Annotated in this window: 18 protein-coding genes; 7 read left to right on the top strand and 11 right to left on the bottom strand. The window is 68.9% G+C overall.

Annotated elements, in window-relative coordinates; genetic code table 11:
- Position 1: 1 nt before the first annotated feature.
- From yidC to GL259_RS19840, 6 genes are all read left to right on the top strand, one after another.
- Entirely contained in the window at positions 2–1,276 is a 1,275-nt protein-coding gene (gene yidC, locus GL259_RS19865; protein WP_159534658.1) for a membrane protein insertase YidC, read from the top strand.
- A 19-nt stretch (positions 1,277–1,295) separates the two neighbouring features.
- Positions 1,296–1,808, top strand: coding sequence for a R3H domain-containing nucleic acid-binding protein (locus tag GL259_RS19860; protein WP_159534656.1), 513 nt, complete (start codon positions 1,296–1,298; stop codon positions 1,806–1,808).
- Between the two features lie 123 nt (positions 1,809–1,931).
- Entirely contained in the window at positions 1,932–2,651 is a 720-nt protein-coding gene (gene rsmG / locus GL259_RS19855; protein ID WP_159534654.1) for a 16S rRNA (guanine(527)-N(7))-methyltransferase RsmG, read from the top strand.
- Positions 2,652–3,003: 352 nt separating this feature from the next.
- Complete coding sequence (locus GL259_RS19850) at positions 3,004–4,080, top strand: ParA family protein (protein ID WP_159538790.1); 1,077 nt, start codon at positions 3,004–3,006, stop codon at positions 4,078–4,080.
- Positions 4,077–5,174: a ParB/RepB/Spo0J family partition protein gene (locus GL259_RS19845; RefSeq protein ID WP_159534652.1), complete on the top strand. Its 1,098-nt coding sequence runs from the start codon at positions 4,077–4,079 to the stop codon at positions 5,172–5,174. Before GL259_RS19850 ends, GL259_RS19845 begins: the two co-directional genes overlap by 4 nt.
- A 318-nt stretch (positions 5,175–5,492) precedes the next feature.
- The gene (locus GL259_RS19840) at positions 5,493–6,110 is read left to right on the top strand and encodes a GNAT family N-acetyltransferase (RefSeq protein ID WP_159534650.1); all 618 of its coding nucleotides are present in this window, start codon (positions 5,493–5,495) and stop codon (positions 6,108–6,110) included.
- A gap of 87 nt (positions 6,111–6,197) precedes the next feature.
- On the opposite strand, the gene trxA is transcribed toward GL259_RS19840, so the two are convergent.
- The 7 genes from trxA to GL259_RS19805 all read right to left on the bottom strand — a co-directional run bounded on the left by trxA (position 6,198) and on the right by GL259_RS19805 (position 16,031).
- Entirely contained in the window at positions 6,198–6,530 is a 333-nt protein-coding gene (gene trxA / locus GL259_RS19835) for a thioredoxin (protein ID WP_010032728.1), read from the bottom strand.
- A 44-nt stretch (positions 6,531–6,574) separates the two neighbouring features.
- Positions 6,575–7,543: a thioredoxin-disulfide reductase gene (trxB, locus tag GL259_RS19830; protein ID WP_159534648.1), complete on the bottom strand. Its 969-nt coding sequence runs from the start codon at positions 7,541–7,543 to the stop codon at positions 6,575–6,577.
- Between the two features lie 192 nt (positions 7,544–7,735).
- Positions 7,736–8,644 carry a zf-HC2 domain-containing protein gene (locus GL259_RS19825; RefSeq protein WP_159534646.1) on the bottom strand — a complete coding sequence of 303 codons (909 nt, stop codon included), beginning with the start codon at positions 8,642–8,644 and terminating at the stop codon, positions 7,736–7,738.
- Entirely contained in the window at positions 8,641–9,366 is a 726-nt protein-coding gene (gene sigM, locus GL259_RS19820) for an RNA polymerase sigma factor SigM (RefSeq protein ID WP_159534644.1), read from the bottom strand. The genes GL259_RS19825 and sigM overlap by 4 nt, the downstream gene beginning before the upstream one ends.
- A gap of 24 nt (positions 9,367–9,390) precedes the next feature.
- Positions 9,391–11,112, bottom strand: a complete 1,722-nt coding sequence (locus GL259_RS19815) for a protein kinase family protein (RefSeq protein WP_159534642.1) — start codon at positions 11,110–11,112, stop codon at positions 9,391–9,393.
- A gap of 141 nt (positions 11,113–11,253) precedes the next feature.
- Positions 11,254–13,599 carry a murein biosynthesis integral membrane protein MurJ gene (gene murJ / locus GL259_RS19810; protein ID WP_159534640.1) on the bottom strand — a complete coding sequence of 782 codons (2,346 nt, stop codon included), beginning with the start codon at positions 13,597–13,599 and terminating at the stop codon, positions 11,254–11,256.
- Between the two features lie 44 nt (positions 13,600–13,643).
- Positions 13,644–16,031, bottom strand: coding sequence for a DUF6049 family protein (locus GL259_RS19805; protein WP_159534638.1), 2,388 nt, complete (start codon positions 16,029–16,031; stop codon positions 13,644–13,646).
- Between the two features lie 255 nt (positions 16,032–16,286).
- On the opposite strand from GL259_RS19805, the gene GL259_RS19800 reads away from it, so the two are divergent.
- On the top strand, positions 16,287–17,729 hold the full coding sequence (locus GL259_RS19800) for a CCA tRNA nucleotidyltransferase (protein ID WP_159534636.1): 1,443 nt from the start codon (positions 16,287–16,289) through the stop codon (positions 17,727–17,729).
- Between the two features lie 100 nt (positions 17,730–17,829).
- Here GL259_RS19800 and GL259_RS19795 read toward each other — a convergent pair whose 3' ends face one another.
- From GL259_RS19795 to GL259_RS19780, 4 genes are all read right to left on the bottom strand, one after another.
- Positions 17,830–18,318 (bottom strand): hypothetical protein, encoded by a 489-nt coding sequence (locus GL259_RS19795; RefSeq protein WP_159534634.1) that lies wholly within the window; start codon positions 18,316–18,318, stop codon positions 17,830–17,832.
- 122 nt (positions 18,319–18,440) lie between these two features.
- A complete protein-coding gene (locus GL259_RS19790) occupies positions 18,441–19,703 on the bottom strand; it encodes an MFS transporter (protein WP_159534632.1) in 1,263 nt (420 codons plus the stop codon).
- A gap of 80 nt (positions 19,704–19,783) precedes the next feature.
- Positions 19,784–20,866, bottom strand: coding sequence for an inositol-3-phosphate synthase (locus tag GL259_RS19785; RefSeq protein ID WP_159534630.1), 1,083 nt, complete (start codon positions 20,864–20,866; stop codon positions 19,784–19,786).
- A 47-nt stretch (positions 20,867–20,913) separates the two neighbouring features.
- Positions 20,914–21,597, bottom strand: a complete 684-nt coding sequence (locus GL259_RS19780; RefSeq protein WP_159534628.1) for a PadR family transcriptional regulator — start codon at positions 21,595–21,597, stop codon at positions 20,914–20,916.
- Positions 21,598–21,660 lie beyond the last annotated feature (63 nt).

Raw genomic sequence — 21,660 nt, 5'->3', positions numbered from 1 at the left:
AGTGGACACGATTGCCAGCCTCTTCAGCTTCATCACGACACCTGTCTCCTGGGTCATCGTCCAGTTCCACAGCGTGTACGGCGCCGTCTTCGGCCCCGACACCGGGTGGGCCTGGGGCCTGTCCATCGTGTCCCTGGTGATTCTGATCCGTATCTGCCTGATCCCGCTCTTCGTGAAGCAGATCAAGGCGACGCGCGCGATGCAGACGCTCCAGCCGGAGATGAAGAAGATCCAGGAGCGCTACAAGAACGACCGGCAGCGCCAGTCCGAAGAGATGATGAAGCTGTACAAGGAGACGGGCACCAACCCGCTCTCCTCGTGCCTTCCCATCCTGGCGCAGTCGCCGTTCTTCTTCGCCCTCTACCACGTGCTCAACAGCATCGCGTCGAACGACACCATCGGCGTGATCAACGAGCGTCTGCTGGAGAGCGCGCAGAAGGCCCACATCTTCGGTGCCCCGCTCGCGGCGAAGTTCACGGACAGCTCGGAGAAGGTCGCAGCCCTCGACTCCTCGCTGACCGATGTCCGCGTCGTCACGGCGATCATGATCGTTCTGATGTCGCTGTCGCAGTTCTACACGCAGCGCCAGCTGATGACGAAGAACGTCGACACCACGGTGAAGACCCCGTTCATGCAGCAGCAGAAGATGCTGATGTACGTCTTCCCCATCATCTTCGCGGTCTTCGGCATCAACTTCCCGGTCGGTGTCCTCGTCTACTGGCTGACCACCAACGTGTGGACCATGGGCCAGCAGATGTACATCATCCACAACAACCCCACGCCGGGTTCCAAGGCCCAGGCCGCGTACCTGGAGCGCCTCTCCAAGCACGTCGCCAAGCACGGCAAGACCCGCAACCGTCGTGAGCGTGCCATCGTCAAGGCCATCGTCGCCAAGGGCCGGGACCGCAACGAGTACGAGCGCAAGTTCATCAACGGCCTGAACAAGGCCGGACTCGCGGCCCAGGGCGACGGCACGGTGATCAAGAGCGAGACCACGGCCGCCGCCCAGGCCGAGGACGGCACGCCGACCACGACCGGCGCCGCCCCCAAGCGCCAGCAGCCCAAGCGGCAGACGAAGGCCCAGCGCCAGACGGGCACCGCCAAAGCGGCCGGTGAGCCCACCTCGCTGACCAAGTCCGACGAGCCCCAGAGCAGCACCAAGCCCGCCGCTGCTGCCAAGAAGGGCAACGCCAAGCCCGCCGGCAGCACCCGCAGCAAGGCCCAGTCCGGACAGCGCAAGGGGCCGCAGCGGCCCAAGTCCCCGTCCAAGAAGTAAGCAAGAAGGAGTCCATCCCGTGACGGAAGGCACCACCTCCGCCGCTGCCGAGGGCACAGACACCCTGACCCGCCTCGAGCAGGAGGGTGAGATCGCGGCGGACTACCTGGAGGGTCTGCTCGACATCGCCGATCTCGACGGCGACATCGACATGGACGTCGAGGCGGACCGCGCCTCCGTCTCGATCATCAGCGACACGGGCAGCCGTGATCTGCAGAAGCTGGTCGGTCGTGACGGCGAGGTGCTGGAGGCGCTCCAGGAGCTCACGCGCCTGGCCGTGCACCGGGAGACCGGGGACCGCAGCCGCCTCATGCTGGACATCGCCGGTTACCGCGCCAGGAAGCGCACGGAGCTGTCCGAGCTGGGCGCGAAGGCCGCCGCCGAGGCCAGGAGCAGCGGCGAGCCCGTGAAGCTCGACCCGATGACCCCGTTCGAGCGCAAGGTCGTGCACGACGCGGTCAAGGCGGCCGGCCTGCGCAGCGAGTCCGAGGGCGAGGAGCCGCAGCGCTTCGTCGTCGTGCTTCCTGCCTGATCGGTTCCTTCGTTTCACCGGCCCCGTCTGTAGCGCAGACGGGGCCGAATTTTGTCAGCCTGATAGTTCTGTGGTTCTGATGTCGGCGCCCCGTGCCGACACGGTACGGAAGGACGGTCCCCCGTGACGGAGGCAGCGGAGCTTCCCCCCGCGCCCGAGCAGGCACGCGAGGTGTTCGGCGACCGCTTCGCGGACGCGGTCCGGTATGCGGAGCTGCTCGCCGAGGCGGGCGTGCAGCGCGGTCTGATCGGCCCGCGTGAGGTGCCCCGCTTGTGGGAGCGGCATCTGCTGAACTGCGCGGTGCTCTCGGAGGTCGTGCCGGAGGGAGTGGTGGTGTGCGATGTCGGCTCGGGTGCCGGCCTGCCGGGCATTCCGCTGGCGTTGGTCCGGGATGACCTCAAGATCACACTGCTGGAGCCGCTGCTGCGGCGCACCACCTTCCTGACCGAGGTCGTGGAGCTGCTCGGCCTGGACCATGTGACGGTCGTACGCGGCCGGGCCGAGGAGGTCATGGGAAAGCTGCCCCCGGTGCATGTGGTGACGGCACGCGCTGTGGCGCCGCTCGATCGCCTCGCCGCGTGGGGCATCCCTCTCCTGCGGCCGTACGGGGAGATGCTCGCGCTCAAGGGCGACACCGCCGAGGAGGAGCTCAAGAGCGCGGCCACGGCATTGAGCAAGCTCGGCGCCGTGGCGACCTCGATCGTCCATGTGGGCGAGGGCGTCGTGGATCCGATGTCCACTGTGGTGCGGGTCGAGGTCGGGGAGAGCCCCGGTGGTGTGCGGTTCGCCGCGAAACGCGCGAAGGCCGCCCGTACGGGGCGGGCTCGTCGGCGACGTGGCTAGAGCGCGGTCCGTCCGCGCACAGAGCACGTCCCCTCTACGGAGGGAGCACGATCCGCCCTGGCGGCCGGACGTACTCCACACAAGCTGCCAAACCCCTGCATGCCGGAGTGTCGCGGCAGCGCGGCCTCGGCCGCTGTGCATCGTGTTTCACGTGAAACGTCGCTCACTGCTGCACGGCATCATCAATCGGGGCCGCGCTGCGGCCGAACCCAGGGACCGTAGGCCTCTCGGTTCCCTCGGAGAGGGTCCGGTGCCCGACGAGACACCGGCCTCCCTCAGGGGCATGGAGATGTCCACAGAGGTGGATTTCTCCACAGAACGACAGGCCTCACTGGTTCGCGACCCCGATGGCATGGGAGGCTCTGTTCATTGCGAGCCTGAAGTCGAGGAGAGTGAATCCTTGCGGTCCGACGCCAACATCGCGGGACCGATGACCGATCCGGTCCCCGGTCCCCGTACCGAATCGATGGGGGCGGATGTTTCACGTGAAACACCGCCTCCCATGGACGACACTCCCATCGGTCGTGCTGCCCAGCTGGCGGTGGAGGCTCTGGGCCGCGCCGGTGAGGGCCTGCCGCGGCCCGCGCAGACCCGTGTCATCGTGGTCGCGAATCAGAAGGGCGGCGTCGGTAAGACGACGACCACCGTCAACCTGGCTGCTTCGCTCGCTCTGCACGGTAGCCGTGTCCTGGTGATCGATCTCGACCCTCAGGGCAATGCGTCCACCGCCCTGGGGATCGATCACCACGCCGAGGTTCCTTCCATCTATGACGTGCTGGTGGAGAGCAAGCCGCTGGCGGGGGTCGTTCAGCCGGTTCCCGATGTCGAAGGGCTCTTCTGCGCACCCGCCACGATTGATCTCGCCGGTGCGGAGATCGAGCTCGTGTCACTGGTGGCACGGGAAAGCCGACTGCAGCGGGCGATCCAGGCCTATGAGCAGCCGCTGGACTACATCCTCATCGACTGCCCGCCCTCCCTCGGCCTGCTGACGGTCAACGCCTTGGTGGCGGGCCAGGAGGTCCTGATCCCCATTCAGTGCGAGTACTACGCACTGGAAGGCCTAGGGCAGCTGCTGCGCAATGTCGACCTGGTGCGGGGACACCTCAACCCGACGCTGCACGTATCGACGATCCTGCTCACCATGTACGACGGCCGGACGCGGCTTGCGTCACAGGTCGCGGAAGAGGTGCGCACCCACTTCGGTGACGAGGTGCTGCGCACGAGCATTCCCCGTTCCGTCCGTATCTCGGAGGCGCCGAGCTATGGGCAGACGGTGCTGACTTACGATCCTGGATCTAGTGGTGCCCTCTCTTATCTTGAGGCGGCACGAGAGATCGCGCTGAAGGGCGTCGGCGTCAGCTATGACGCATCACAGGCGCACATCGGCGCACAGCAGAACGGTCCGAGCATGGTGGAGGGCGTCCAGTGAGCGAGCGACGGAGGGGGCTGGGCCGTGGTCTTGGCGCACTGATCCCTGCTGCCCCGACAGAGAAGACGGTGTCACCGACCGTGGTGGGGGGTGCGTCGACGTCTCCCGCAGCGACTCCGATACTGCCGAACGATCGGGGGGTGGCAGCCGCGAAGGTGACCACCCTGCCGCCTGTTTCACGTGAAACGGAGGAGCCGTCGACGAACGGTGCCCCGGTCACGCCCGCGCCTCCCATCGGTGCCCACTTCGCCGAGATCCCCCTCGACGCCATCACTCCGAACCCTCGGCAGCCGCGTGAGGTCTTCGACGAGGATGCGCTGTCCGAGCTGATCACCTCCATCAAGGAGGTCGGTCTCCTCCAGCCGGTCGTCGTGCGACAGGTGGGCTCAGGACGGTATGAGCTCATCATGGGTGAGCGCCGCTGGAGGGCCTGTCGTGAGGCGGGGCTGGAGGCCATCCCGGCGATCGTGCGGGCCACGGACGACGAGAAACTCCTTCTGGACGCGCTGCTGGAGAACCTGCACCGTGCTCAGCTGAACCCGCTGGAGGAGGCCGCTGCCTACGACCAGCTGCTGAAGGACTTCAACTGCACCCACGACCAGCTGGCGGACCGCATCGGCCGGTCCCGTCCGCAGGTGTCCAACACGCTGCGTCTGCTGAAGCTCTCGCCGGCCGTCCAGCGTCGAGTCGCCGCCGGAGTGCTCTCCGCCGGACACGCACGCGCACTGCTGTCCGTCGAGGACTCGGAGGAGCAGGACCGGCTGGCCCACCGGATCGTGGCCGAAGGGCTGTCGGTGCGGGCTGTCGAGGAGATCGTGACCCTGATGGGTTCACGGCCTCAGAAGACCCAGCGCTCCAAGGGGCCTCGGGCCGGCGCCCGGGTCTCTCCGGCGCTGACGGATCTGGCCACGCGCCTCTCGGATCGCTTCGAGACGCGGGTGAAGGTCGATCTGGGCCAGAAGAAGGGCAAGATCACCGTGGAGTTCGCCTCCATGGAGGATCTTGAGCGCATCCTCGGCACCCTTGCCCCCGGTGAGGGACCCGTACTGCAGAAGAGCCTGGTGGACGACGACTCCGAGGAGACCGAGTCCTGACCGCTCGGCTGGTTCACGTGATCAGCCGACCAGGGCGGACCCTGTCCGGTGTGTACCGGAACACGGTCCGCCCTTTGCTTTTTGGCGGTATCGATGGAATCGCTTCATGGATACGATGCGTTCGGATATGACGCACTCACCCGGCAGTACCTGTGAGACCAAGGCAGGGGCCATGCGAATGACGAGCCGCATCGGACTGGTGAGCGCGGGACTGGGAGTGGGTGCCGTCGGCGGATTCATCGGCAGCCTGCTCAGGGAACGGAGCGCTCTGACAGCCGCCCGCGAGGCAGCGGGCGAAGGAAGCGAGGAACAGCCTTCATGGGGCGTCGGCTTGCACCGCTCACGCTGGACAACCTTCAGGACCTCCCCCAACGCTGCCGTTCGTGTGTCTTCTGGGAACTCGACCCCGTCAGCGGCGAGGCAGCGGTAAAGGCGGGCACATCCGCGTTCGAGAAGGAATCGTGGATCTCGGCCGTTCTCCTGGACTGGGGGTCCTGCGGGAGGGTCGTCTACGTCGATGACGTTCCTGTGGGCTTCGTTCTCTACGCTCCCCCCGCCTATGTGCCCCGCTCCACGGCGTTTCCCACCAGCCCCGTGTCACCCGATGCGGTGCAGTTGATCACCGCGTTCATCGTGCCGGGCTATCAGGGACAAGGACTGGGCCGGGTCATGGTGCAGACCGTCGCGAAGGATCTGCTGCGCCGGGGCTTCAAAGCAATCGAAGCCTTCGGTGACGCCCGCTGGAAGGAACCCGCCTGCGTTCTGCCCGCCGACCATCTGCTGGCCGTGGGTTTCAAGACGGTCCGCCAGCACCCTGCCCACCCTCGGCTGCGGCTGGAACTGAGGACGACACTCTCCTGGAAGGAAGATGTCGAGATGGCGCTGGACCGGCTGCTCGGAGCCGTGCAGAAAGAACCGGCGCTGCGTCCTCTCTGAGGGACCTCACACGAATGGGCCGACCCGTGGGGGCCGGCCCATTCGTGTTTCACGTGAAACATGCACCGCCAGGGAGGCGGTCTGCCCTCACTCGGCGATGAACTCCTCGAGGTCGCGAACGATCGCGGCCTTCGGCTTGGCACCGACGATGGTCTTGGCGACCTCCCCACCCTGGTAGACGTTCAGGGTCGGGATGGACATGACGCCGTACTTGGCAGCCGTACCCGGGTTCTCGTCGATGTTCAGCTTGACGACCTCGATCTTGTCCCCGTACTCCGAGGCGATCGCCTCGAGGGAGGGAGCGATCTGGCGGCACGGACCGCACCAGGCGGCCCAGAAGTCCACCAGGACGGGCTTGTCGCTCTTGAGGACGTCCTGCTCGAAGGAGTCGTCGGTCACATTCTTCAGGGTGCCTGCCACGGCGGGCTCCTTAACTGGTTGGTGCGTGGGGCGGTGGATGGGGGTCAGACAGCGGTCTTCTCGGGCTCAGCCTTCTCCTCGTCCGCGAGGGCGGCGAGGAAGCGCTCGGCGTCGAGAGCGGCGGCACAGCCCGTACCGGCCGCGGTGATCGCCTGGCGGTAGGTGTGGTCGACCACGTCGCCGGCGCCGAAGACGCCGGTGATGTTCGTACGCGTCGAGGGCGCGTCGACCTTCAGGTAGCCCTCCTCGTCCAGCTCCAGCTGGCCCTTGAAGAGCTCGGTGCGCGGGTCGTGGCCGATCGCGATGAACAGGCCGGTCACCGCCAGGTCGGAGAGCTCACCGGTCTTGACGTTGCGCAGCTTCAGGCCCGAGAGCTTCTGGTCGCCCTGGACCTCGGCGACCTCGCTGTCCCAGATGAACGAGATCTTCGGGTCGGCGAAGGCACGCTCCTGCATCGCCTTGGAGGCGCGCAGGGTGTCGCGACGGTGGACGATCGTCACGGACTTGGCGAAGCGCGAGAGGAAGGTGGCCTCCTCCATCGCGGTGTCGCCACCACCGATCACGGCGATGTCCTGGTCCTTGAAGAAGAAGCCGTCACAGGTGGCACACCACGAGACACCGCGGCCGGAGAGGGCGTCCTCGTTCGGCAGGCCGAGCTTGCGGTGCTGCGAGCCCGTGGTGACGATGACGGCCTTCGCCTTGTGGACCGTGCCGGCGGTGTCCGTGACGGTCTTGATCTCACCGGTCAGGTCGACGGCGACCACGTCGTCCGGAACGAGCTCGGCACCGAAGCGCTCCGCCTGGGCGCGCATGTTGTCCATGAGCTCGGGGCCCATGATGCCGTCCTGGAAGCCGGGGAAGTTCTCCACCTCGGTGGTGTTCATCAGCGCACCGCCGGCGGTGACAGCGCCCTCGAACACCAGGGGCTTCAGCGACGCACGGGCGGTGTAGAGCGCCGCCGTGTAGCCGGCGGGCCCCGAGCCGATGATGATCACGTTACGGACGTCGCTCACGGCTTGATTCCTCGTCTCTGGTCTGCGTCGTTCGACCGGGGGAGCTTCTTTCGACCTCTCACCCCACCCAACGGATCCTAAGGGGCGCGCATTCCCGCCGTGCCCGGGTACACGGAGGAGGGCGCAGGACGGGCGCACGGCGGGCTCACACCGCACGGGTTACCACTCAGGAGGCAGGCGAAGCGTCGGCCGTCAGGAGCGCGTGTAGGAGTGCTTCAGCAGAACCTTCGCCGTGGTGTCCGAGGACGTGTTGTCCACGCAGGTCGCCTCGACGATGTATGCGGTCACACGGGTGTCGTCGGAGACATCGGGGAGCACGACGAGCAGCGCGTCCTTCCCCTTGTACGTGCCCTGCTCGGTGGCCAGCGCGGCGTCATTGCGGCCGATGCCTTCGCGGACGCATTCCGGGACCGCAGGCTGGTTGAGGACCCGGGGGCGGGCGGCGCCGGACTCCGACTCCATTCCGAAGGGGTGCGGAGTACGGGAGCCGCCCTTCTGCTGACTCTGCGCGAGAAGGTCGGTGACCTGCTTCTCCAGCTTCCCTTCGGAGAAGGTGTCCGTGGCGGTGGTCCGCTGTTCCTCGTCCGGCTCTTTGCCATCGCCCCAAGGCGACAGCAGCACAGATCCCAGACCGAGCGCGGCGACGGTGAACACGGTTCCCAGGACGGCGACCCGTCGGCGGCCTCCTCGCAGACGACTCTTGCGGCCCGGCCCGGTCGTGGAGGAGCGAGGGCGCCCGGTCGGCCGGCCCGCAGGCGCTGATGTTTCACGTGAAACATGCGTCTGCTCGTCGTCGAACGCCGCGGAAGAAGCAGCGTCCAGAGCGTCCTCGGCGTCCGGCGCGGTGGCGTGGAGCAGGGCCTCCGCCGCGAGCGCGGCGTCGATGCGGCTCGCCACCTCGGCGGGCATGCGGGGCGGGCCCGGCACCGTGCCGAGCAGGCCCCGGATCTCCTCGAGTGAGGTCTGGACGTCCGCGCAGAGCTCGCACTCGTCCAGATGCCGACGTACGTCGGCGGTCCGAGCCTGTGGCAGCAGTCCTTCGATGAGGTCGGAGATCTCCGAGACGTCCGGGTGCTCCGCCCTGTCTGTCGTCGACGTCACGCTCGCCCACCTCCGCCCTTCAGTGCCGCCGGGTCACTCGGTCCTGTGTCCGAGGGGTCTGCTCGATGCGACCCCGCTGCCGGTGGGACGGACGCCTCCTGCGTCCGGTTCCGTTCCGCCCCCTGTTTCCTGCCCTCGACGGAGCCGTCCGGCCTCAGATGGGTGAGCAGGGGCAGGAGTCTGGCTCTGCCGCGGGCGCAACGGCTCTTCACCGTGCCGGTGGGCACGCCGAGGATGCGGGCGGCTTCGGCGACCGGGTAGCCCTGCATGTCCACGAGGACGAGCGCCGCCCGCTGATCGGGCGGGAGGGTCCCCATCGCTTCGATGAGCTGACGGTGCAGATCATTGCGCTCCACGGGCGCCGAGGCGGACTCGTGGGGCTCCAGCAGCTGCTCCAGGCGCTCGGTGTCGTCGACCGGGGCGGTCTTCCGGGAGGCCGCCTTACGCGCACGGTCCAGGCAGGCGTTCACCGTGATCCGGTGCAGCCACGTGGTGACGGCCGACTGGCCGCGGAAGGTGTGGGCGGCCCGGTAGGCGGAGACCAGGGCGTCCTGGACCGCGTCAGCGGCCTCCTCACGGTCACCCAGCGTCCGCAGGGCCACGGCCCAGAGCCGGTCACGGTGCCGGCGCACGAGCTCACCGAAGGCGTCGGGGTCGCCGTCCACGTGGCGGGCGAGGAGGTCCTGATCGCTTGTGTCGCGGTATGCGCTGCCGTCCGCCACCGGACCCCTCCCCTTGATGCGTCGTCAGCCGGTGAATTCCAGGTCGGTGATGGCTTGTTTGTAACCGGCGCTGCTGTAGGCGTCACCGGGCGCCGACGGCAGGGCGGTGAACCAGACCAGCACGTACCGGGTCTTGACTGGCTTGCCCACCTTCACCGCGGCCTGGTCGCCGGTCGTCGTCACGGTACCGAGCTTCTTCATGGAGTCGATCGGGGTCGAGGAACCGGTCGACTCCGTCGCGTACAGGGTGACCGTGGTGTGGTCGCCCGTGTAGCGCAGCCCTATGGTCGACGATTTCACCGTCTGCTCGGATCCGAGGTCGTAGACGATGCCCACACCGGGCTTGAAAGCCGGGTTCATGTCCGGCCCGTCCACGAAGCTCTTGGTGCGCCAGTAGGTCGAGCTGTCACCGTCGTATGTCTTGGCCACGTCCTCGGGTGCCTGGGCATCGCCCTGCGCGACGTACTCCTGAGCACCCTGGATCGCGAGCGGCTTGGGTGCTTCGGTCTTCTTGCTGCTCTTGTCGTTCCCGTCCGTCGTCTGGGTCCTGTTCGTGTCCTCCGCCTTGCCGCCCTGTTCCATGAGGGCGTCCGCGAGCTGCCAGCTGCCCAGGCCGAGCGCGGCGATCAGCAGGGCCGAGACGGCCCACTTCAGTGCCTTGCCGGTGCGGCTCTGCAGCGGGGGAGGCGGTGCCGGCACCGCCTGGGTGACGCCGGGATGCGGCGCCGGGCGGCCGTACGTGCCCTGCTGGTAGGTCGTGCGCTGGTACTCCGGCGGGGTGGTGAACGCCGGCTCCGGCGGACGGATGCGGGGCATCTCGCCGATCGCCTTCACCAGCTCCTCCGGCGTGGTGCACGGCGACTCGTGGCGTGAGGCGGTGGCCCCGTCGTTGGCGAGCGCCCGCATCGCGAGTTCGGACAGACCGCGGTGGACACCGGCCCGCACCTGGTCGGGCGGGATGAGGCCGATGTCCTTCGGCAGGCCGGACATGCCGTAGGCGTCGCTCTCGTACGGCCAGCGCTGGGTGAGGGCGGCGTAGAGGAGGGCACCGATGGACTCGGTGTCGGTGCGCTGCGGGGTGTCGGAGCTGACGCCGCGCAGCGCCGCGTTCACGGCGAGGCCGCGGATGCGCCACTGGCCGGTCGAAGTGCGCAGTACGGCGTTGGGGTTCAGGCGCAGATGGGCGAGGCCCTCGCGGTGGGCCGCGGCCATGGCGGCGGAAACCTGACTGACCATCTGGTAGGCGTCGTACACCTCCAGCGGTCCGGCTGCCAGGAGCGTGGTCAGCTCGGTGGCGTCGGGGAGCCATTCGTGCACGACGTAGACGACGTCGTTCTCCTCGACGGCGTCCAGCACCTGGACGAAGCGGGGGTCGCCCAGCAGGGCGGAGGAGCGGGCCGCGGCCAGCACGGACCGGGCACGCGAGTGGTCCGCCGGCAGGATGTGCACGCCGACGGCACGGCGGAGCTTCTCGTCCACGGCACGCCAACTGCTGAACCCGTCCAGACGGGTGACGCACTCCTCGAGGCGGTAGCGTCTGGCCAGTTTGTGGCCGCTGTGCAGTTCGGGCGGCGAGGGTTTCCCGGAATTGTCGGTCCCGGTGTTCTCCTGTGCCTCGTCGCTGTCCGTGTCCCGCTCCCGGTTCTTGGCCACCCCGTCGGCCGTGGACTGGTCCGCCTGTGCGGTCAGCGACTGCTCGCCGCTGTTGTCTGCCACGTCGACGGCAGCTGTGCTCCGTTCCGCCACCGTCGTTCCCTGCCTCCCCATCCATTGCGCGCCGGACGGCGTCCGTTGCGCGCCGTCCCACGCCGAAACCAATTGTGCCCACAGTCCGCCGCTATGCACGACACACGGTGGCTGACGATGGTTGTGCGCCTACCCCCTGCCTCAGCGTCCCAGGCGCCCGCGGACCATGCCCACCAGGGAGTTGAGCTCCTCGATGCGCATCCGGCGGGCGGCGGCGAAGAAGACGCCGAGCAGAACCGCCCCGCCGCCCAGGATCGCGGCGAACGAGCCCAGGGCGCCCTGACCGAGCGTCTGGCTGATGCCGTAGCAGGCCGCACCACTGAGCAGCGCGGCCGGTACCGACGCGATGCACAGCCGGGCGTACGTGCGCAGCACCCGGGCGCCGTCCAGGTCCCCGCCCAGCCGCTTGCGCAGCCGGCGCCAGGCGACGCCGACGCCGATCGCGTAGGCGACGCCGTACGAGGCGGCCATGCCGACCACGGCCCAGCGGGCCGGGAGCACGAAGAAGCAGACGGCCGAGGCGATCGCGTTGCCCGCGGCCACGATGACCGTGTTGTAGAAGGGGGTCCGGGTGTCCTCGTAGGCGTAGAAGGCCCGCAGGACGACGTACTGCACGGAGTAGGGGATCAGGCCGAGACCGAAGGCCATCAGCATGTAGCCCATGTTGGTGGCCGCGCCGGTGCCCGAGGAGCCGAAGATCAGCGTGCACATCGGGATGCCGAGCGAGACGAAACCGAAGGCGATCGGCACGATCGCGACGGCCGTGGTGCGCAGGCCCTGCGAGATGTCGTCGCGGACGGCGCCGCCGTCGCCCTCGGCCGCCGAACGGGAGATGCGCGGCAGCAGGGCGGCCATCAGGGAGACGGTGATGATGGCCTGGGGCAGACCCCAGATCAGCTGGGCGTTGGCGTAGGCGCTGAAGCCCGTGCCGGCGATCTTCGTGTCGACGACCGACGCGGTGGCCAGCTGGCTGACGACCAGCGCGCCCGCCTGGTTGGCGAGGACGAACAGGATCGTCCACTTGGCGAGCATGGCGGCCTTGCCGAGGCCGTGGCCCTTCCAGTCGAAGCGCAGGCGGATGCGGAACCCGGTCTCGCGGAGGTAGGGGATCATCGCCAGGGCCTGCACCACCAGACCGAGAAGGACACCCACGCCGAGCAGCCGCTCGCCCTCCGGCGGGATGTTCTCGACGGTCATGCCGGAGTCGGCGGCGGTGCCGTAGACCCAGATGAACACACCGAGGGTGACGATGATGACGATGTTGTTCAGGACCGGGGTCCACATCATCGCGCCGAACCGGCCGCGTGCGTTGAGGATCTGTCCCATCACCACGTGGATGCCCATGAAGAAGATCGAGGGCAGGAAGTAGCGGGTGAAGGTGACGGCGACGTCGTTGGCCGCGGGGTCGTTGGCGACCGGGTTCGACAGCGCGCGCACGAGGAGCGGGGCGGCCAGCCACGCGAGGGCGGTGAGCACGGCCAGGGCCACCATGACGAGCGTCAGCAGACGGTTCGCGTACGACTCGCCCCCGTCCTCGTCGTCCTTCATCGCCCGCACGAGCTGCGGCACGAAGACGGAGTTGAGGCCACCGCCGACGGTCAGGATGTAGATCATCGTCGGCAGCTGGTAGGCGATCTGGAACGACTCGCCCAGCAGGGCGAGGCCGAGTGCCGAGACGATCATCGCGGACCGGATGAATCCCGTGAGGCGGGACACCATCGTGCCCGCCGCCATCACGGCACTGGACTTCAGCAGGCCCCCGGCCCGTCCGCCCTTCCTCGGGGCGGGGGCGGGAGCCGGTTCGGGGGCCGGGGCCTCGGCGGCGGGGGACGGCGTGGCCCCCGCGTAGTGGCCGGGTGCCGCGGACGGACCGGGCACCGGCGCGGGTTCGTAGGGCTGCCCGCCGTCCGCCGGCGGGTGGCCGGGATGTCCACCGCCGTGCTGCCGGGGGTACCCGTCGCCCTGCTGCTGGCCGGGGTACCCACCGCCCTGCTGGTCGGGGAAGGTGCCGCTCTGCTGCTGATCGCGGAAGAGGTGGGCGAAGGCGTCCGGCTCGTGGCGCTGTTCCCCGGCCTGGTCCACCAGGTCGTCCACGCCCACGAACTGTGTCGTGCGCGGGTCGTCGCCGTAGGGCAGGTACTGGGTCGCCCCGTCCGGCTCCGGCGCGGGGGGCCGGGCCCACACTCGCGGATCGGGAGCGTACGGCGACTGGGGCGGCTGCCCGTAGAGCGGCTGCTGAGGGGGGTACGTGCCCGGAGGGGGCGGAGGATGCGCGGCGCGGTCGTAGAGCGCCTCGGCTACGGGGTCCTGGGCGGCGATGTCCTGCGCCCGGTAGGGGTCCTGGTCGTAGGCGTCCTGGACGTACGGGTCGGCGGTCGGCTGAGGCACCTGGTCGTGCCCGGGCGGCGGACCCTCGGGGAGGTCCGACTCGGGGTAGCCCGAGTTGCCCGCGGCATGGCCGCGGTCACCGTCGTACGGCGCGTTCATGGTTACCCCACCTCATCGTCCCCGGCCCACCGGCCACGACATCCTCAACGGTCCACTCTCTCACCCGTGCCGGACGGGTCTGCGCTTTCCGGTGCGGTGTCCGGTGCCGGGTCACTCGGCTGCTCCGGGGCGTCTGCCCGTGCGCCTGCCTCGGACTCCTCGGTGAGACGCGCGGCGGGGGCCTCGGGGTTCTGCGGGCCGTCGGCGTCCTCGCCCGCCTCGTCGTTCCGCTCCTCCGCCTCGCGGGCCGCGGCGCGCTTGCGCTGCGTGTACATCCGGAAGCCGGCGAGGACGAGCAGCAGGACACCGCCGCCGATGACCAGCATCACCGTGGCGGTGATCTCGGTGACCTTCACGTCGAAGGTGACGGGGGCACCGTACTTCTGTCCGTCCTGGGTGTACAGCTGGGCGACCACCGTCGCCCGGCCGTTGGCGTTGGCGGACGTGGTGAACTTCACCGACTGGCTGTGCCCGCCGGAGACGGCGATGGGCTGCTCCTCGTAGGAGTCCCCGCCGATCTCGAGACGGGTCGGATTGGTCGAGGTGAGCCGCAGCACCAGGTGCTCGACGCCCTGCACCAGGTTGTTCTGGACCGTCACGGGGATCGTGGCGCTGCGGCCGGAGAGCTTCGTCTCCGACTTGTCGATGAGCTTCACCTGGCCGATGAGCGTGTCGAGGTACGACTCGACACCGCTCCGGTAGATCGCCGCATCGGTCTCCCGGTTCCGCCAGGACACGGACATCGCCCGGTTCAGGGCGCGTCCGAACGGGGTCACCACCCGGGACTGGTCGGAGAGGATCACCTTGAACTTGTCGAGCTTGTCCTGCGTCCTCGCGATCTGCTCGAACGTCGACCGCGGCAGCTCGTGCCTGCGCAGCGAGGAGGGGTACGCGGAGGCCGGGGGAACCTTGGTGGCGGCGGCGGGATCCGGCTTGGTCCTCGCGGCCGCCGCCAGGTCCTGGGACTCGGACCAGGTCCCCTCCTGGAGGACGGTCAGCGCCTCGGCCATCGTCTGGGCCTGACTCGCGGACGGTGTGCGCTGCGGGGCGACGACGACGCTGCGCTGCTTGTCGGTCTGGAGGCCGAGCGTCAGGCTCTGGGCCAGGAACCGCTGCACCGCTTGCGTGGACGTGGAGGCCTTGGTCATGTCGCCCTGGAACGCCGTGGACAGCCGGGCGTCCGCCACGACGGCCGTGGTGCCGCCACCGATGGGGCGGGGCGCGGAGGGCGTGTACGACAGGCCGTCGGTCTCCTCGAAGGTGTCGCTGCGGGCGATCACCTTGTCGGCGCCGGCGGACGTGGCGACCTTGACGATGGAGGGGTCGACCGCACCGTCCACGGGCCAGGCGAAGTCCGTGGTGGGTTTCACGTGAAGGATCGACTCCACCGTGTCCGCGGCGACGTCGGTGGCCTCCTTGAGGTGGCTCAGTGAGCCGGTGACGGCGGTGCCGTTGTGGGCGAGGGAGGCCAGGTCGGGGTCGCCGAACGGCAGGGCGACGACCTCCTCGTCCGCCACCGCCTGCTGCACCTCGGCGAGCCACCGGTCGGCGACCTCCTGGTGGCTGCCGACCGTGTTCTCCTCACCCTCTCCCTGGACCTCGTACCTCTCGGTCATCGCATCGACGGACGCCAGCAGGTCCGGATCGATCACCCAGGTGACGTCGAGGCTCTCGCCCAGCGCCACCATGCGGTCCAGCCGACCGCCCGGGGCGATCTCCTCGGCGAGGTCGTCGTCGCGGAAGACCGGCGTCTGCTGCTCGTCCGAATCCGTCTCCGCCGTCATGTGGGACGTGGAGACCAGCGGCCACAGAAAGGTCGTCTTCGTCCGCGTGCCGGCTTCCTCGGGCTGCCACGGGAGGAAGGTCCGCTGGACGCCGAGAGTCTGCTCCCAGGGCTGCGCGGAGGTCTGCCCGGAGAGCGACACGGCCAGCTGGTAGACGCCGTCCTCCCCGAGGTCCAGCGCGTTGACCGGGACGGAGATGCTGAAGGGCCGAGAGACGCCCGGAGTGAGCCTGGAGAACTTCTCGGAGTACTTGCCGCCGACCTCCGGGCCGACGACGTTCCGGACGTCGCCGCTGTTCCGGGCGACGCTGTCGATCCCCGAGCGGGTGTTCAGCAGCGGACCCACGCGCAGGCCGACGTGGGCGTCGGTGACCGTCTGCTTCCCCTTGTTGGTCACCGTGCCGGACACGGTGACGGTGTCCCCCTCGGTGGGGGCGCTGGGAGTGAGCGAGTCCACGGAGACGGAGACCGGTCCCGCGCCGGAGGCGGCCCGTGGTGCGTCCTGTCCGGCGGCGTCCGCGGGGGGCGCGGCGGGCAGCTGGAGGAGCCCGGCCAGCAGGGGCGCTCCGGCGAGCAGTGCCCCGGCGCGTCGCAGCCGACGGAGGGCAGGTGAGGGAGGGGTCCCCTGGAAGTCTGCCGCCTCGGCCACGCGCTCGCCCGTCCCTCGTCGTCGTCAGTGGTCGTCGGAATGTGCGTCCACGCATGGTAACGATGCTTGCCGAGGGGAAGTGCCGCGGACCGTTCCGCAAGATCGAGGACGGAGCCGGCCCGTCCTGTATGTGTCCGTATGGAGAGGAGTGCGTCCCCACGTCTCAAGGGCAGGCCTTGTGCGGGTATCGGCGGGTGGCCGCGGGCACGGAATGGGGGAGCTTCCGGCCGCCCGCGCCACGTACCCTCTTCTGTTGTGCCGAACGCCAACGAAGAAACCAGTGCCCTGAGCCAGGTGCAGGACCGCGCGGTGAGTGAACTGCTGCGGGTCGCCCCTGTCGCCGACGACCTCGCCCGCCGCTTCCAGGAGGCCGGGTTCTCACTTGCCCTGGTCGGCGGTTCGGTGCGGGACGCACTGCTCGGCCGTCTCGGCAACGACCTGGACTTCACGACCGATGCCCGTCCGCAGGACGTGCTGAAGATCGTGCGTCCCTGGGCGGACGCCGTCTGGGAGGTCGGGATCGCCTTCGGGACGGTCGGCGCGCAGAAGGGCGGCTACCAGATCGAGGTGACCACCTACCGGTCGGAGGCGTACGACCGCACTTCGCGCAAGCCGGAGGTGTCGTACGGCGACTCCATCGACGAGGACCTCGTCCGCCGTGACTTCACCGTGAACGCGATGGCCGTCGCGCTCCCGGAGAAGCGGTTCATCGATCCGCACGGTGGTCTCGGCGACCTCGCGGCGCGTGTGCTGCGCACTCCGGGCACCCCCGAGGAGTCCTTCTCCGACGACCCGCTGCGGATGATGCGGGCCGCGCGCTTCGCCGCCCAGCTCGACTTCGAGGTGGCGCCCGAGGTCGTGGCGGCGATGACGGAGATGGCCGGGCGTATCGAGATCGTCTCCGCCGAGCGCGTGCGGGACGAGCTGAACAAGCTGATCCTGTCCGAGCATCCCCGCAAGGGACTGTCGCTGCTCGTGGACACCGGGCTCGCCCGGTATGTACTGCCGGAGCTGCCGGCCCTGCGCCTGGAACGTGACGAGCACCACCGGCACAAGGACGTCTACGACCACACGCTGATCGTCTTGGAGCAGGCGATGGCCCTGGAGGACGACGGTCCCGATCTGACCCTTCGCCTGGCGGCCCTGCTGCACGACATCGGCAAGCCCCGCACGCGCCGCTTCGAGAAGGACGGTCGTGTCTCGTTCCACCACCACGAAGTGGTCGGGGCGAAGATGACGAAGAAGCGCATGACGGCGCTCAAGTACTCCAACGAGCTCGTGAAGGACGTCTCCCGTCTCGTCGAGCTCCACCTGCGCTTCCACGGCTACGGCACGGGAGAGTGGACGGACTCCGCCGTCCGCCGCTACGTCCGCGATGCGGGGCCGCTCCTCGATCGGCTCCACAAGCTGACCCGTTCGGACTGCACCACACGGAACCGGCGCAAGGCTGCCGCCCTCTCGCGTGCCTATGACGGCTTGGAGGAGCGGATCGCCAAGCTCCAGGAGCAGGAGGAGCTGGACGCCATCCGCCCGGACCTCGACGGCAACCAGATCATGGAGATCCTGGGGATCAAGCCGGGGCCGGCCGTCGGGCAGGCGTACAAGCAGATGCTGGAGCTCCGTCTGGAGAACGGCCCGATGGAGCACGATGCGGCAGTCGCGGCGCTCAAGGAGTGGTGGGCCGGACAGCAGGGCTGAGCGTGGAGAGCGGGGGCATGTTTCACGTGAAACATGCCCCCGCCGACATGACGAAGGGCGGTGTTTCACGTGAAACACCGCCCTCGGCACATCTGAGGCCTTACTTGGTCGAGTAGTCCTCCAGGCAGAGGGTGAAGTCGTCGCTTCCGCCCGTCTCGGTGTACTCGCTGTACTTGGTGCGGTCGCACCCGTCCAGGGTGCCGTCCTTCTTCTCGGCAACCTTGTACTTCGCCTTGGAGTCGCTGCAGTCAACGACCTCGAGCCCCGGGTCGGTGGTGCTGTTCGGGTCGGAGATGCTCATGCAGTCGCCGACCTTCGCGGTGTTGGCGTCGTCCCGGCTGGCGATGTAGCCGCCGACGGCCACACTCACGACGACCACGGCGATGACGATGTTCTTGATCGTCTTGAAGCTCAGCTTGCGACGCGGCTGCTGAGGCGGAACGGGAGCACCCGGCGGGGGGAACCCGGGCTGACCGGCCTGCTGCGGGAAACCGCCCTGGGGCGGGTAGGGGGCCTGGCCCTGGGGCTGGCCGTAGGGCTGCTGCTGGCCCTGTGCGAACGGGTTGCCCTGGGGCGGCGGAGTGGTCACTGGGGGTCCCCCTAGAACTTAGGTGCGTGACGCGCATGGCGCGTTGATAAGACGCACGTAAGCTACCGGCCGCCACTGACAACTCTGTAGCCCTCTGGGGCTCTGTGGCATTGATGTGACACTTACTGACGCTCAAAACGGGCCATAGCCATCGCTACTGCTCCGTAGATAACGGCGATCGTTACCACCAGCGGGACCGACCGGCCGTCGGGCGGCAGCATCAGGGCGGCCACGGCGGCGGCCCCGACGAAGGCCGCGTTGAACAGGACGTCGTAGACGGAGAAGATCCGGCCGCGGAAGCCGTCCTCGACGGAGCGCTGGACGATCGTGTCCGTGGCGATCTTCGCGCCCTGGGTGGTCAGACCCAGGACCAATGCCCCTGCCAGCAGGGGCCCTGAGGCGAAGGGCAGTCCGAGCGCGGGTTCCAGGACGGCGGCGGACCCGGCGCACACGATGATCCAGCGGCCGGGTCCGAGCCGTCCCGTGGCCCACGGTGTCACGACGGCCGCGACGAAGAAGCCGGCGCCGGACACGCCCAACACCAGCCCCAGCAGGGCGAGTCCCTCGTCCGTGGTCGAGGTCAGGGCGTACCGGCACAGCATCAGCAGCATCACGAGCATGGCGCCGTAGCAGAACCGCATCAGCGACATCGCCGTGAGCGCCCAGGCGGCCTCCCTGCGCTGCGGCGCGGCGAGGTGGCGTACGCCTGCCACCAGGTCGCGAGCGGTGCCGGTGAGCGCCGTGGTCAGCCGTGTGCGCACCAACGCCCGGTCGGGGCCGAGCAGTTCCTTCGCGATGCTCAGCGACGCCACGGCCGCGCACAGGTACAGGGCCGCACCCAGGAGCACCACGGCGGCGTCGGAGTCGGCGATGACCAGCCGTACGAGGAAGGCCAGACCGCCGCCCGCGGTCGCGGCGAGTGTTCCGGCCGTCGGGGAGAGGGAGTTGGCGACGACCAGCCGCTCGGTGTCGACCACGCGCGGGAGCGCGGCGGACAGCCCGGCGAGGACGAAGCGGTTGACGGCGGTGACGCACAGGGCGGAGACGAGGAGGAGCCAGTCGGGGACCCGGCCGAGGATGAGGACGGCGGTCACCGACGCCATCAGGGCACGCAGCAGATTGCCGTACAGGAACACCTGCCGGCGCCGCCAGCGGTCCAGCAGGACTCCGGCGAAGGGACCGACCACGGAGTACGGGAGGAGCAGGACCGCCATCGCGGAGGCGATCGCCGCGGCCGACGTCTGCTTCTCCGGCGAGAACACCACGTAGGCGGCGAGCGCGACCTGGAAGACACCGTCGGCGCCCTGGGACAGCAGCCGCACGGCGAGCAGGCGTCTGAAGCCCTGGAAGCGCAGCAGGACGCGCAGGTCACGGACGACGGCCATGGGGCTCAGCCTCACATACGGGGGAGGGTCTCCGGGACGTACGACCCCGGAGACCCTCCCCTGCCCACGGTGAGCGGGTTCTAGCGCTCGACTTCGCCCTTGATGAACTTCTCGACGTTCTCGCGGGCCTCGTCGTCGAAGTACTGCACCGGCGGGGACTTCATGAAGTACGAGGAGGCCGAGAGGATCGGGCCGCCGATGCCCCGGTCCTTGGCGATCTTCGCGGCGCGCAGGGCGTCGATGATGACGCCGGCGGAGTTCGGGGAGTCCCAGACCTCGAGCTTGTACTCCAGGTTCAGCGGGACGTCGCCGAAGGCGCGGCCCTCGAGGCGGACGTAGGCCCACTTGCGGTCGTCCAGCCAGGCGACGTAGTCGGACGGGCCGATGTGGACGTTCTTCTCGCCGAGCTCCCGGTCGGGGATCTGGGAGGTGACGGCCTGCGTCTTGGAGATCTTCTTGGACTCCAGGCGCTCGCGCTCGAGCATGTTCTTGAAGTCCATGTTGCCGCCGACGTTCAGCTGCATCGTGCGGTCCAGGATGACACCGCGGTCCTCGAACAGCTTCGCCATGACGCGGTGCGTGATGGTGGCGCCGACCTGGGACTTGATGTCGTCACCGACGATCGGCACACCGGCCTCGGTGAACTTGTCCGCCCACTCCTTGGTGCCGGCGATGAAGACCGGGAGGGCGTTGACGAAGGCGACCTTGGCGTCGATGGCGCACTGGGCGTAGAACTTCGCCGCGTCCTCGGAGCCCACGGGCAGGTAGCAGACCAGGACGTCGACCTGCTTGTCCTTGAGCACCTGGACGACGTCGACCGGCTCCTCGGCGGACTCCTCGATGGTCTCGCGGTAGTACTTGCCGAGACCGTCGAGGGTGTGGCCGCGCTGGACCGTCACACCGGTGCGGGGGACGTCGCAGATCTTGATGGTGTTGTTCTCCGAGGCGCCGATGGCGTCCGCGAGGTCGAGACCGACCTTCTTGGCGTCCACGTCGAAGGCGGCGACGAACTCGACGTCGCGGACGTGGTACTCGCCGAACTGGACGTGCATCAGGCCCGGCACCTTGGACGCCGGATCGGCGTCCTTGTAGTACTCGACTCCCTGCACCAGCGATGCGGCGCAGTTGCCCACGCCGACGATGGCTACGCGAACCGAACCCATTCCGGTTGCTCCCTGTGTGTACGAGTGAGGCCGCCCTTCGGCGGGCCTCACGTGGCGGTGTCGTCGGGCGTATCCGGCCGGGGGGCGTCCCCGGACCGGGGCAGGTCGCCCGTCGCTCCAGATGTGGTGTCCTGCTGAGCGGACCCCCCGGTGGCGGAACCCTTCAGGTCCCGCCCGGCCCGCTCGCTCTCGATGAGCTCGTTCAGCCAGCGCACTTCGCGCTCCACGGACTCCATCCCGTGGCGCTGGAGCTCAAGCGTGTAGTCGTCGAGGCGCTCCCGGGTCCGGGCCAGGGAGGCGCGCATCTTCTCGAGGCGCTCCTCCAGCCGGCTGCGGCGGCCTTCGAGGACGCGCATGCGCACATCACGGGAGGTCTGGCCGAAGAAGGCGAACCGCGCGGCGAAGGTCTCGTCCTCGTACGCGTCCGGCCCCGTCTGCGAGAGCAGCTGCTCGAAGTGTTCCTTACCTTCCGCCGTCAACCGGTAGACGATCTTGGCGCGGCGGCCCGCGAGCGGGGCGGCGAGGGCGTCCTCGGTGGTGTTCCCCGGCTCCTCGATCAACCAGCCGTTGGCGAGCAGCGTCTTGAGGCAGGGGTAAAGCGTCCCGTAGCTGAACGCACGGAACACACCCAGTGACGTATTGAGTCGTTTGCGCAGCTCGTAGCCGTGCATAGGAGATTCGCGGAGCAGGCCGAGCACGGCGAACTCGAGGATCCCGGAACGTCGGCTCATCGTCGCCTCCCCTCTGCCGCTGTCCTGCCGTGACGGGCTCGGATCCGGCTTGCCGCCGTCCTT

It is taken from the genome of Streptomyces sp. Tu 3180 (assembly GCF_009852415.1).
Taxonomy (GTDB): Bacteria; Actinomycetota; Actinomycetes; order Streptomycetales; family Streptomycetaceae; genus Streptomyces.
This window is presented reverse-complemented; position numbering and strand designations above follow the sequence as displayed.

What these genes read in the sequence shown, in the direction of transcription:
- GL259_RS19850 (WP_159538790.1), top strand. Translation starts at nt 3,004, where the DNA reads ATGGGAGGCTCTGTTCATTGCGAGCCTGAAGTCGAGGAGAGTGAATCC.
- GL259_RS19840 (WP_159534650.1), top strand. Translation starts at nt 5,493, where the DNA reads ATGGGGCGTCGGCTTGCACCGCTCACGCTGGACAACCTTCAGGACCTC.
- murJ (WP_159534640.1), bottom strand. Translation starts at nt 13,599, where the DNA reads ATGAACGCGCCGTACGACGGTGACCGCGGCCATGCCGCGGGCAACTCG.
- GL259_RS19790 (WP_159534632.1), bottom strand. Translation starts at nt 19,703, where the DNA reads ATGGCCGTCGTCCGTGACCTGCGCGTCCTGCTGCGCTTCCAGGGCTTC.
- GL259_RS19785 (WP_159534630.1), bottom strand. Translation starts at nt 20,866, where the DNA reads ATGGGTTCGGTTCGCGTAGCCATCGTCGGCGTGGGCAACTGCGCCGCA.
- GL259_RS19780 (WP_159534628.1), bottom strand. Translation starts at nt 21,597, where the DNA reads ATGAGCCGACGTTCCGGGATCCTCGAGTTCGCCGTGCTCGGCCTGCTC.